Source organism: Sphingomonas sp. LR59 (genome assembly GCF_036855945.1).
Taxonomy (GTDB): domain Bacteria; phylum Pseudomonadota; class Alphaproteobacteria; order Sphingomonadales; family Sphingomonadaceae; genus Sphingomonas.
The window spans coordinates 147,386-159,984 of the sequence record NZ_JASPFL010000001.1; the positions used below are offsets into that span (position 1 = coordinate 147,386).

6 protein-coding genes and 3 pseudogenes are annotated in these 12,599 nt (G+C 67.0%); 6 read left to right on the forward strand and 3 right to left on the reverse strand.

All coding sequences use genetic code 11. The features are described 5' to 3' along the window. Positions 1-44: 44 nt before the first annotated feature. Complete coding sequence (locus QP164_RS00685) at positions 45-2,783, reverse strand: DUF5695 domain-containing protein (protein ID WP_333921800.1); 2,739 nt, start codon at positions 2,781-2,783, stop codon at positions 45-47. Between the two features lie 92 nt (positions 2,784-2,875). On the opposite strand from QP164_RS00685, the gene QP164_RS00690 reads away from it, so the two are divergent. From QP164_RS00690 to QP164_RS00705, 4 genes and pseudogenes are all read left to right on the forward strand, one after another. Then, a complete protein-coding gene (locus tag QP164_RS00690) occupies positions 2,876-4,318 on the forward strand; it encodes a beta-L-arabinofuranosidase domain-containing protein (RefSeq protein WP_333921801.1) in 1,443 nt (480 codons plus the stop codon). Continuing rightward, on the forward strand, positions 4,270-5,262 hold the full coding sequence (locus QP164_RS00695; protein ID WP_333921803.1) for a DUF6805 domain-containing protein: 993 nt from the start codon (positions 4,270-4,272) through the stop codon (positions 5,260-5,262). Before QP164_RS00690 ends, QP164_RS00695 begins: the two co-directional genes overlap by 49 nt. Beyond that, positions 5,259-6,277: pseudogene (locus QP164_RS00700) on the forward strand (Ldh family oxidoreductase). The gene QP164_RS00695 and the pseudogene QP164_RS00700 overlap by 4 nt, the downstream one beginning before the upstream one ends. A gap of 2 nt (positions 6,278-6,279) precedes the next feature. Next, positions 6,280-8,043 (forward strand): DUF885 domain-containing protein, encoded by a 1,764-nt coding sequence (locus QP164_RS00705; RefSeq protein ID WP_333921804.1) that lies wholly within the window; start codon positions 6,280-6,282, stop codon positions 8,041-8,043. 142 nt (positions 8,044-8,185) lie between these two features. On the opposite strand, the gene QP164_RS00710 is transcribed toward QP164_RS00705, so the two are convergent. After that, a complete protein-coding gene (locus QP164_RS00710) occupies positions 8,186-9,361 on the reverse strand; it encodes a M24 family metallopeptidase (protein ID WP_333921806.1) in 1,176 nt (391 codons plus the stop codon). A gap of 133 nt (positions 9,362-9,494) precedes the next feature. Beyond that, positions 9,495-10,616, reverse strand: a pseudogene (locus QP164_RS00715) (NAD(P)/FAD-dependent oxidoreductase); the annotation flags it as partial. A gap of 53 nt (positions 10,617-10,669) precedes the next feature. Between QP164_RS00715 and QP164_RS00720 the strand changes: the two are divergent. Next, positions 10,670-11,571 (forward strand): annotated as a pseudogene (locus tag QP164_RS00720) (dihydrodipicolinate synthase family protein). Further along, entirely contained in the window at positions 11,571-12,569 is a 999-nt protein-coding gene (locus QP164_RS00725) for a 4-hydroxyproline epimerase (protein WP_333921807.1), read from the forward strand. Before QP164_RS00720 ends, QP164_RS00725 begins: the two are co-directional and overlap by 1 nt. Positions 12,570-12,599 lie beyond the last annotated feature (30 nt).

Here is a 12,599-nt window from a genome sequence, read left to right on the forward strand (position 1 = left end):
ACCTCTCCAATTGGGCCCCGGCCTCCGCCGGGGTGGTGTTCTGACTATTGAGGTGAGAGGCTGAGGTCTGTCGATGTCGATCTCAGCGGTGCGGTGTAGCCGCCGCGTTCGATCTGCGCTCCCGTTACCGTGTAAGGGCGGCCGGTCTTGGTAGTCGTCTCTACGAAGAGACGCGCTACCGGATTGATCCTCGTCGCCGCATCGAGCGTCAGCGTGACCGCCCCCGTCGTCGGCACATACGTCGCACGCGCGATCTTCCCAGCTTCCAGTGTGATCCATAACCCGGCGGGGGCGATGAACAGGCGGGTGCGGGCGCCGTCCTTCGGGGTGATGCTGACCGCACCCGCCGCCTGGTCCACATTGCCGCCGAAGCCTAGCCAGCCAAAGGTCGGGTCGTTCACCAGATAGCTCGCGGCGGTGATCGCGTGGCCGTAGAAGCCCATGCCGTAGTCGCCGCTATACGGGTCCCATTTCATCATGTCGGGCGCGGAGTGGAACGCGGCCGACGAGAAGCCGTCGCGGTCGATGTTGGTGATGCCGCCCATCATGCCGCCATAGGCGATGCGGAGCAGCCGCAGATCGGTCGGGTCGGCGCGGTAGGCATCGAACAGCGGGACGGCGTTGAGCGTCGAGCCGTAATGGTGGAGCTGGCGTTCGATCCGCGGGTATTTGCCGCCGTAGAGGAAATCCCAATAGCGCCGTGCGTTGCCGTTATAGCCCCAGCTCGGGATCGTCGGGTCGTAGGCGAGGATCACTTTCCGCGTCACGTCGGCCTGCGGCTGATAGCCGAAATAGCGCATCCAGGCGTAGACCTCGGGCTGGCCGGTCGAATCCCACGCCATCTCGCTGCCGAATGGGTAGCGGAGCGTGCGCCAGTGGTCGGCACGCCGTTTCATCAGGCGCTCCATTTCGGTCGCCTCAGCGGTCAGGCCCTCGCGCTTCAGGTCCTTGAGGATGTCGACGAACACGTCGCCCTCCATCAGCCCGAACTGCGTGTAATAGGGCGCGTCGCGCATCATCGCGGTGGTCGTCTGGTACGCGTGGTCGAGGTACCAGCGCCACGGATGCGCGGTGACCAGGCCGGGGTGATTGCGCGCGACGCGGTACAGCACCCAGTGGCCGATCGCGACGTGCGGGTAATTGTACGCGCGGCCGAGATCGCCCGCGTCCTTCTTCGACCAGGACGTCCAGGTCTTCCAGTCGACGGTCGGATCGTAATAGCCGGGATGCGCGGCGGGGTCGTAATAGAACAGGCTCTTCCGCACCGCGCCGGCGTGCGGCCCGTCGGGGACTTGCAGGTCGCCCTGGATCGTCTCGTCGACCAGGCGTTGCAGCTTGGCGATCTCCGCGGGGTCGGGGTTGTCGAGCTGCTTTGAAATCGCCGCGACCCAGCTGCCCGCGCCGCCTTCGTCGCTCATCCCCGAGATCCAGACGCGCGGGTCCTGCGTGACCATCTTACCGGCCTCGCGGTCGTAGGTGAGGATCGCGGGGTTGCGGCCGAACGGGTCGGCCTTGTCCTCATACCATTGCTTCGTCGTCGAGAACCGGCCGAGATCGGCCATCGTCTGGTCGAGCGGCTTGGTGATGTAATAGCTGACCGTCTGGACGCTGCCGTCGGCATAGGTGATGGCGAGGCTCGCGCGGCCCCAGCCCTTGCTGCGGACGGTGTAGCGTGCCCAGCCTTTCGCGCTCGCCGCCGGTGTCGCGACGAGTGCGCCCGCGGGGAAGCTTTCGATCTTGGCGATCGGTTGCGGCGGCTTGAGGAACAGCGAGGCTTCCTGGTCGGTCGGAACGACGTAGCCGGGGATGCCGACCGCGACGGGGCGGTGGTTGGCGACGAGCGTGTCCTCGATGGCCGCGATCGACGGCGCGGTGACGAAGCGGACGCCGATCGTGCGCGCCGCGCCGGGGGCGAGCGTGAAGCTGGTCGGGACGTTCCATTGCTCGCCGGCCTTCGCCCATTCCTTCTCGGCAAAGGCTTTGCTGGCGACGGTCCAGTCGTAGAAGCCTTCGGAGGTCTGGCCGCGCTTGCTGCGGTCGGTGAAGATGTCGCCCTTGGGCGCCTTGGCGGCTTCGAGGATCGGGCGGTAGGCTTCGAGCGGCGTGCCCTTTTCGGGGAGCACGAGCAGCGCCGGACCCGCGCCGTTGAGCCGGGTGACCTGGAGGTAGCCGGCGTCGCGGCCGATATACGGATCGACGAAGCTCGCCTGCGCATGCGCCTGTTCGAGGCTGCGGTCGGTGATGATGTTGTCGAACACCATCGGCAGCCCGAGCGCGCCGATCTCGACGGGGGCGGTCGTCGTGTTGGTCAGCGTGAAGCGGAGCGCGAGGACGCCGTGGTCGTCGATCCAGCGGCGCTCGACGCGCAACGGGCTGGCGGTCCCGAGCGAGGCGGTGATGTCGGCGGCGGCGAGCGTCGCGCCGGTCGCGGGCAGGCGGCGGATCGCCTTGCGGTGCTGCGCGGAGGCGAAGTCGGTCCAGGCGCCGCCGGATTGCCGCACACGGAGGTGGATGTCGCCAATATGGACATAGCCGTCGGCGGCGCGCTCGGCCTCGCGCGCGCCGGGGACGAAGTCGAAACCCGGCTCGGCGGCGGGCGAGAGCCGGGCGAGCGTCTGCGTGTCGGTGCGGAGCGCGAGGCGGAAGGCGGGGGTGCGAAGCGCGGTCTGCGCGATCGGGCGGTAGCTTGGCTTGGCGGTCTTGGCAGGCTTAGGTTCCGCATACCCGGGCAGCGTCGCGGTGCCGAGCAGGAGGAGCGCGAGGACGGGGCGGAATGCGGTCATTGATGGCTCGCTCGGGCTCGACGGTGGGTGCGAAATGGCGCTTGCACCACTTCTCTGGAAGTATAGTATACGATATCCGAATGGAGATAAAGATGTTCGCAAACCGCCGGGATGTATTGATGGGGACGACGGCGGTGGCGCTGTTGTCGGTGGGCGAACAGGCGTTTGGCAAGGGGGCGACTGGCAGGGGGCCGACGCTGCTCCCGACCAAGGCCAAGCCTTTGCCGTTGTCCGCGGTGCGCTTGCTCCCGTCCGCCTACGCGACCGCGGTCGAGGTCAATCGCGCGTATCTGCTGCGGTTGAGCGCGGATCGGTTGCTGCATAACTTCATGGTCTATGCCGGGCTGCCTGCAAAGGCGCCGCTCTATGGCGGGTGGGAAAGCGACACGATCGCCGGGCATACGCTCGGTCATTATCTGACCGCGCTGGTGCTGATGCACGCACAGACCGGTGATACCGAGTGTCGCGCGCGCGCCGATTACATCGTTGCAGAACTGGCGCGGGCGCAGGCGAAGCGCGGCACCGGCTATGTCGGCGCGCTGGGGCGCAAGCGGAAGGACGGCACGATCGTCGATGGCGAGGAGATCTTCCCCGAGGTGATGCGCGGCGAGATCAAGTCGGGCGGGTTCGATCTCAACGGGTCGTGGTCGCCGTTGTATACCGTGCACAAGGTGTTCGCGGGGCTGCTCGACGTGCACGCCGCGTGGGGCAACACGCAGGCGCTGACTGTCGCGACCGGGTTGGCGACCTATTTTTCGAAAGTGTTCGCTGCGCTCGACGATGCGCAGATGCAGACTTTGCTCGGGTGCGAATATGGCGGGCTGAACGAGAGCTATGCCGAACTGTCCGCGCGGACCGGGAACAAGCAATGGCTCGACGTGGCGGAGCGGTTGTACGACCGCAAGATGCTCGATCCGATGGTCGCGGGCGAGGACAAGCTGGCGAACTTCCACGCCAATACGCAGGTACCGAAACTGGTCGGGCTGGCGCGGATTCACGAATTGAACGGCAAGCCCGCGCCCGCGAACGCCGCGCGGTTCTTCTGGACGACCGTCACGCAGCATCACAGCTATGTGATCGGCGGCAATGCCGACCGCGAGTATTTCTCCGGCCCCGACAGCATCGCCAACCACATCACCGAGCAGACCTGCGAGCATTGCAACAGCTACAACATGCTGAAGCTGACGCAGCAGCTCTATGGTTGGGCACCGGACGGCGCGATGTTCGACTATTACGAGCGGGCGCACCTGAACCACATCATGGCGGCGCAGGACCCGAAGACTGCCGGCTTCACCTATATGACGCCGCTGATGACGGGCACCGCGCGCGAATATTCGACGCCGAAGGACGACGCGTTCTGGTGCTGCGTCGGTACGGGGATGGAGAGTCATGCCAAGCACGGCGAGGCGATTTTCTGGGAGGGCGGCGATACGCTGCTGGTCAATCTCTACATCCCGGCGGAGGCGCGGTGGCAGGCGCGGGGGCGGTGCTCAGGCTCGATACGCGCTATCCGTTCGAGCCGGAATCGCGGCTGACGCTGACCAAGCTCGCCAGGCCGGGGCGGTTTCCGATCGCGCTGCGCGTGCCTGGCTGGGCGAATGGGCGTGCGACGGTGACGGTCAACGGCGCGGCGGTCGAGCCGGTGCTGGCGAAGGGCTATGCGATCGTCGAGCGGCGGTGGAAGGCGGGGGATGTGGTCGCGATCAGCGTGCCGCTCGACCTGCGGCTGGAAAGTGCGCCAGGCGATGTCGATACGGTCGCGGTGCTGCGCGGGCCGATGGTGATGGCCGCCGATCTCGGGCCGACCGAGGCGAAATGGGAGCAGGCGGATCCGGCGATGGTCGGCGCGGATCTGCTCGCGGCGTTCACGCCGACGGCTGGCGCCGCTGCACGCTATGCCACGCGCGGCATCATCCGGCCCGCCGACCTCAATTTCGTGCCGTTCTACAGCCAGTATGACCGGCGCAGCGCGGTGTATTTCAAGCGCTTCAGCGAGACCGCGTGGAAGACCGAGGAGGCGGCGTTCCTGACCGAGCAGGCGCGGCTGAAGGATCTCGCTGCGCGGTCGGTCGACGTGATGCACCTCGGCGAGATGCAGCCCGAGCGCGATCATGCGCTGACGTCGGAAATCTCCTATCCGGTCAGCTATCGCGGGCGGAACGGGCGCGATGCGCGGTCGGGCGGATATTTCGAGTTCGCGATGAAGACGCGGCCGGGGCCGCTGGTGGTGCAGGCGACCTATTGGGGCGACGAGCGCGCGCGCGATTTCGACATCCTCGTGGATAACGTGAAGGTCGCCACGCAGCATCTCGAGGCGGACCAGCCGGGCAAGTTCTTCGATGTCGAATATCCGCTGCCGATCGGGCTGACCAAGGGCAAGGCGAGCGTGAAGATACGGTTCGTGCCGCATGACCGGTCGTCGGCCGGGCCGGTGTTCGGGGTGCGGATGGTGGCTGCCAAGCCAGGCGCAACCGCATGAGCGAAGACGTACCAATGACGCTCGACGAGGTGCGGGGGCTTGCGCGTAAAGTCCTGCTCGGGACTGGCCTGTCGCGTCCGCATGCCGAGGCGGTGGCGGAGACGATGGTCGCGGGCGAGCGCGATGGCTGCGCGAGCCACGGCATCTACCGGCTGCTGGTCGCGGCGAACAGCATCGCCAAGGGTGTCGTTGCGCTCGATGCCGAGCCGGTGGTGAGCGAGCCGGCGCGCGCGCTCGTGCGGGTCGATGGCGGCGGCGGGTTCGCGCAACTCGCGTTCGCGCGCGGGCGGCAACGGTTGGCGGAGAAGGCGCGCGCGTATGGGATCGCCGCTATGGCGCTGAACAACGTGGTGCATTTCGCGGCGTTGTGGCCGGAGGTCGAGGCGCTGGCGGAGGACGGGCTGGTCGCGCTCGCGGTCACGCCCAGCCATGCCTGGGTCGCGCCGGCGGGGGCACCGAACCCGTGTTCGGGACCAACCCGATCGCGTTCGGCTGGCCGCGGCCTGGTGGGCATCCCTTTGTGTTCGACTTTGCAACGAGTGCGGTCGCGCGGGGTGAGATCGAACTGCACCGGCGCGCGGGGAAGGCTGTTCCCGACGACTGGGGCTATGATGCGGATGGCCAGCCGACGACCGAGGCCGCGGCGGTGCTGAACGGTGCGATGCGGACGTTTGGCGGGCACAAGGGTTCGGCGCTGGCGGCGATGGTCGAGCTGCTCGCCGGGCCGCTGATCGGCGACATGACCAGCCGGGAGTCGCTCGACGCCGATGCTGCGCGCGGTGGATCGCCGATCGGGGGCGAACTGATCATCGCGATCGATCCGGTCGGGTTCCTCGGCGATGCGGTCGCCGAGCACCTTGCGCGGGCGGAAGCGATGTTCGGGGCGATCGAGGCGCAGGGCGCTCGCCTGCCGTCGCAGCGCCGGTACGCGGCGCGGGCGCGGAGTGTGACCGAGGGTGTGGTGATACCCGCAGCCCTGTACCGCGACATCATGGCGCTGGTTCCAGGAGAATGACGATGAAGGCTTTGATCCTGTTGCTCGCGCTGGGCTCGACGGCGGTGGGGGCGGTGCCTCCAAAAACTCCGAAATCGGCCGTGGCGACGTCGGCGGATGCGCGGTTCAAGGCGCTCTACACGGCGGAATATGCGTGGCGACAACTCCAGTTCGCGCAGGGCGAGGACAACCCGACCGCCCCGCCGCGCCTCCCCGATGTCGGCCCCAAGGCGCAGGCCGAGCGGCTCGCGCGGTGGACCGACGTATCGCGGCAACTGACTGCGATCTCATCGGCGACGCTCTCGCCTGCCAATCGCGTCAATTATGCGGTCTATGCGCAACAGATCGACGCCTTGCTCGCCGAGCAGCGCTTCCGCGATTACGAAAAGCCGCTGACCGCGGATACGAGCTTCTGGGGAGACGTCGCCGAGAGCGCGCGCGGCACTTTCAAGTCGGTGAAGGACTATCGCGACTATATCGCCGTCATGCGCCAGATTCCGCGCTATTTCGACCAGCAGACCGGCAACATGCGCGCCGGGCTCGCGCGCGGATTCACGCCGGCGCGGGTGACTCTGACGGGGCGCGACAACGGCGTCGCGCAGGTGGCCGAAGCGAAGACGCCACAGGACTCGCCGTTCTACGAGCCGTTCAAGGCCTTCCCGTCGACGATCCCCGCCGCCGATCAGGCTGCGCTGAGGGCGGAAGGCGCGGCGGCGATCTCGCAGTCGGTCGCACCGGCCTATGCGACGCTGCTGAAATTCCTCCGCACCGATTACATCCCGCACGCCCGCGAGGGGCTGGCGGCGTACGACCTGCCGGACGGCAAGGCCTATTATTTGTCGAAGGTCCGCGAATACACCACGCAGGATATCACGCCCGAACAGATCCACGCGCTCGGGCTCGCCGAGATCGCCAAGATTCGCGGCCGGATGGACGGCGTGATGCGGAGCGTGAAGTTCCAGGGCGATCTGCAGGCGTTCTTCAATCACCTGCGCACCGATCCGCAATTCTATCCCAAGACGCCGAACGAGCTGCTGTACCGCGCGGCGTGGATCGCCAAGACGTTCGACGGCAAGGCGTCGTCGTGGTTCGGGCATCTGCCGCGCAGCCGGTTCGCGATCAAGCCGGTGCCTGCCGACATCGCGCCGTTCTACACCGGCGGTCGCGGCGGGCCGGGGATCTATCTGGTCAACACCTACGACCTGCCATCGCGACCCTTCTATTCGCAGGTCGCGCTGACGTTGCACGAAAGCGCGCCTGGACACGCGTTCCAGATGCCGCTCGCGTCCGAGAACAAGACCCTGCCCTCGTTCCGGCGCGACACGTATCTGTCGGTCTATGGCGAGGGCTGGGCGCTGTATTGCGAGACGCTCGGCGAGGACATGGGGATGTACGAGACGCCGTACGACCTGTTCGGGATGCTGAGCTATCAGGCGTGGCGCGCGGCGCGGCTGGTGGTCGATACCGGCATCCATGCCAAGGGCTGGAGCCGGAAGCAGGCGCAGGACTATCTGCACGACAATACCGCGCTGTCGAACCACGAGATCGAAACCGAGGTCGATCGCTACATCGCGTGGCCGGGGCAGGCGCTGTCCTATTACATGGGGCAGATCGCATTCCAGACCGCGCGTAAGAAGGCGCAGGACAAGCTCGGCGCGAAGTTCAACATCCGTGCGTTCCACGATGCGATGCTCGAGATGGGATCGGTGCCGGTGCCGGTGATCGAGGCGCGTACGGATGAGCTGATCGCGGCGGGTGGTAAGGGGCCGTATCCCGACGAGGAGTGAAGGCGGGCTCCCCATCATCCCGGCCCCGTTATCTTCGCCCCGTCATCCCAGCGAAAGCTGGGATCCAGAGCCACGAACGCTGGCTTGCGTGGCTCTGGATCCTGGGTCGAGCCCAGGATGACGGAGAGCGGGGTATCCTGCGTTAGCCGAACGGGCGGTCGATCGAGGGCTGCGGTTCGGTGAACCAGGCGGCGCCGGTGTCGGTGACGTGGAAATGATCCTCTAGGCGAATGCCGAAGCGGTCCGGCACGACGATCATCGGCTCGTTCGAGAAGCACATCCCCCGAGCCAGCGGCGTGCGGTCGCCGCGAACGAGATAGGCGGGTTCGTGGATCGACAGGCCGATGCCGTGGCCGGTGCGGTGCGGCAGGCCGGGGAGGCGGTAGTCGGGGCCGAGCCCGGCTTTCTCCAGCACCGCGCGGGCGGCGGCGTCGATCGCCTCGCACGGCACGCCCGGCTGGACCGCGGCGAACGCGGCGGCTTGCGCCTCATGCTCGATGTCCCAGATCGCGCGCGCTTCGTCGCCGACGTTGCCGAACGCATAGGTCCGCGTGATGTCGGAATGATAGCCCTCGACCTGGCAGCCGGTGTCGATCAGCACGAGCTGGTCCTCCTCGAGCAGCTGATCGCCGGGCAGGCCGTGCGGAAACGCGGTCGCGCGACCGAACTGGACGGCGCAGAAATACGAGCCCGACGAGCCGATCGCTCGGTGTGCGTCGTCGATGAAGCGGATCACCGCGCTGGCGGCGATGCCGGGGTGGAGGATGCGCGCGGCGCGGCGCTGGATGTCGAGCGTCATCGCCTTGGCTTGGCGTAGCAGCGCGAGCTCGGCAGGGCTCTTGATCATCCGGCAGGCGTCGATCACCGCCGCGCCGTCGGCGACGTCCAGCCGCGTGGCAGCGAGCGCGCTCGCCATACCGTAGGGAAGTTGCGGGTCGAGCAGTAGCCGGCCAGCTACCGCGTCCGCCACTAGCGCATACGGGCTCTCGTCCTCTTCCCAGAGACGCGGATCGGCGTCGATCTCGACCGCGGCCTCCAGCGAGCCCTGTTCGAACCGCGGACAGATCAGGATCGGCTGGCCCTTCACCGGCAGCAGCAACGCCACCAGCCGCTCGGTCGCACCCCAAGGGATACCCGCGAAATAGCGCAGGCTCGCACCCGCAGCGATCAGTAGCGCATCGGCGCCCGCCGCCTCGGTCAGTGCGCGCGCCTTGTCGAGACGCGCGGTACGCTCCGCCGACGTGATGCGCGGCGCGCGGTCTGCCCAAGGAGCGATGGTCGCGAGTTCGTCGGCTATCGAAGATCCGCCGATGGTCATGCGTGAGGTCCTTTTTGCCGAAACGGTCGAGGTCGAACGGCGCGAGCGGCACCGCCGGAGTTTCTCCTGCCAACATCGCCGCGACGAGCATCGCGGTCACCGGCGCGAGCGTCAGCCCGAGATGTTGATGACCGAACGCATAAGCGAGATTTACGTGACGCGTCGAGCGGCCGATCGCGGGGAGATAGTCGGGCAGCGTCGGCCTGGCCCCCATCCAACGCGTGAACGGCCCCTCGATCGGCAGGCCTAGCGACCGGACGTGATGTTCCAACCGGTCCCATTTGCGCGGATCGGGCGGACCGTCGGGATCGCCGAGTTCGACGAAGCTCGCCGCCTGCACGCACTCGGCATAGCGCGTGACGATCATCGAGCGGTCCTCGAACACGACCGGCGGCAGGTCGGCCGGCCAGCCATCGGCACGCGCGCGGATATGATAGCCGCGCTCGGCGATCATCGGCACGCGGTAGCCGAGCAGTTCGAGCAGCGCGCGGGAGCGGACGCCTGCGGTTACCAGCACCTGATCGACATAATGTCCGGCGATAACGATCCGATCGGCGTCTTCCACCAATCGCGCCGCCTGGCGGACGATCTGGCCACCCCGGGCTTCGACCGCGGCCTCAAGCGTCGTCGCAAGCTGGCGCAGTTCAGTAATCTGGCCGCTGCCGGTGAAGCGAATCGCGCCGCCGACCGGATCGGCGAGGAAGCCCAGTCGGTCCAGCAAGGCAGGCTCGGCATCGATGATCCGTGCCGTTCCGATCGCGGTTTGCGACCAGCGCTGCCGGCCGGTCCGTGCGCTCGCGGCCGAATCCCAGACGACGATGTGGCCGTCTTCCCGCAGCAGATCAGGGGCGTCGAGCGCTTCAACCAGATCGCGCCACGCTGGCATCGCGCCGGCGAGCAAGGGGGTCAGCGCGGCCGTTCCTGCCGCGAACTTCGCCGGTGTCGACGCCGCGGTTAGCCGTGCGGCGAACGGCAGCCATTGCGCTGCCATCGACGGCGGCAGCGCGAGCGCACCACCCGCGCTGAACAGTCGCTTCGGCACCGATCGCAGCGCGGCGGGGGAGGCGAGCGGCTCTACCTGTTCGACCGCGATGTGCCCGGCATTGCCCCAGGATGCGGCGTTGTAATCGGTGTCGCGTTCGAACACACTCACGCCATACCCGCGATCGAGCAGCGCGACGGCGCAACTGAGGCCGACTACGCCGCCTCCCACGATGCCGATCGTTTTCAACCCATTTCTCCTGTTGCACCGCACTGATCGATTTCGTATACGGTATATATATTGAAACGCAGGAAGGTCGATACCGAATGTCTGTCGAATGGAAGGGCGTATTTCCGGCCGTAACGACGCAGATCCGCGAGGACATGAGCGTCGATCTCGCCGACACGCAGCGCGTCGTCGACGACCTGATCCGCGACGGCGTGACCGGGGTGATCGCGCTCGGCACGGTCGGTGAAAATAACTCGTTCGACTATGATGAAAAGGTCGAAGTCCTCACCGCGATCGTCGAAGCGGTCGACGGCCGCGTACCGGTCATCACCGGCGTGTCGGAATACGACACGCGGCGCGCGGTGCGCTACGCACAGGCAGCCGAGAAGGCCGGCGCGGACGGCCTGATGCTGTTGCCGCCGATGGTCTATGTGCCCAAGCCGCATGAACTCGTCGCACATTTCAAGGGCGTGGCCGAGCAGGTCGGCCTGCCGATCATGCTCTATAACAACCCGCCAGCGTATCGCACGCTGATCGACAACGACGTGCTCGCCGCGCTGGTCGATGTCGCGAACATCGTCTCGGTCAAGGAATCGGCGCCCGACACGCGGCGCTTCACCGACGTGAAGACCGCGTTCGGGGATCGCTACGTGCTGTTCGCCGGACTCGACGACGTCGCGCTCGAGGGGCTGTATCTGGGTGCGCAGGGCTGGGTCTCGGGGCTGACCAACGCATTTCCCCGGAATCGGTCGAGCTCGTCAACGCTTTCGCGCGCGGCGATCACGCCAAGGCGATGGAGATCTATCGCTGGTTCATGCCGCTGCTTCATCTCGATGCCGAGCATGACCTGGTGCAGTCGATCAAGCTGGCCGAGCAGGTCATGGGGCGCGGCTCCGAGCGCGTCCTGCCGCCACGCTATCCGCTGATCGGCGAACGCCGTGCCGAGGTGATCGCGATGGTCGAGAAGGCGGCGGCGACGCGCCCGACGCTCTCGAACTGATGCGCCACACCTTCTTCTGCATCGACGGCCACACTGCCGGCAATCCGGTCCGCCTCGTCGCGGGCGGGGCGCCGTTGCTCAAGGGCGCGTCGATGTCGGAGCGGCGGCAGGATTTCATGACCCGGTTCGACTGGATCCGTACCGGACTCTGCTTCGAGCCGCGCGGGCACGACATGATGTCGGGCGGGTTCCTCTATCCGCCGACGCGCGACGACACCGACATCGGCATCCTGTTCATCGAAACGAGCGGGTGCCTGCCGATGTGCGGGCACGGCACGATCGGAATGGTGACGTTCGGGCTCGAACACGGGCTGATCCAGCCTGCCGTACCGGGCCGGTTGCGGATCGAGGTGCCCGCGGGCGTGATCGACGTGGCCTACGAAACCGAGGGCGCGAAGGTGACTTCGGTGCGGATCACGAACGTGCCGGCGTATGTCGCGGCACGCGGGATCGCGGTGGATGTCGAGGGGATCGGTCCGCTCAGCATCGACGTCGCCTATGGCGGCAATTACTACGCGATCGTCGAGCCGCAGGGGCGCTATACCGGGCTCGACGATCTCGGCGCGGCGGAGATCATCGCGCTCAGCGGTCGTGTTCGCGAGGCGGTGCGGGCACAGTTCGAGCCGGTTCATCCGCTCGATCCGACGATCCGTGGCGTCAGCCATGTGCTGTGGGCGGACGTGCCCCGTGGAGACGGAGCCGACGGTCGCAACGCGGTATTCTACGGCGACAAGGCGATCGACCGCAGCCCGTGCGGCACCGGTACGTCGGCAAGGCTCGCGCATCTGGCGGACAAGGGGCGATTGGCGGTCGGCGACCGGTTCGTCCACGAGAGCTATATCGGCAGTCGCTTCATCGGCCGCGTCGAGGCGGAAACGTCGCTCGGTGACACCCCCGCGATCGTCCCGTCGATCGAGGGATCGGCGATCGCGACCGGGTTCAACACGATCTGGATCGATCGCGACGATCGTTTCTGGAACGGTTTCCAAGTTTCATGACATTTCGGCTATGCTGGCCCGGTAATCCCG

Coding starts and splice junctions, on each gene's coding strand:
- QP164_RS00685 (WP_333921800.1), bottom strand. CDS start 2,783: ATGACCGCATTCCGCCCCGTCCTCGCGCTCCTCCTGCTCGGCACCGCG.
- QP164_RS00690 (WP_333921801.1), top strand. CDS start 2,876: ATGTTCGCAAACCGCCGGGATGTATTGATGGGGACGACGGCGGTGGCG.
- QP164_RS00705 (WP_333921804.1), top strand. CDS start 6,280: ATGAAGGCTTTGATCCTGTTGCTCGCGCTGGGCTCGACGGCGGTGGGG.
- QP164_RS00710 (WP_333921806.1), bottom strand. CDS start 9,361: ATGACCATCGGCGGATCTTCGATAGCCGACGAACTCGCGACCATCGCT.
- QP164_RS00725 (WP_333921807.1), top strand. CDS start 11,571: ATGCGCCACACCTTCTTCTGCATCGACGGCCACACTGCCGGCAATCCG.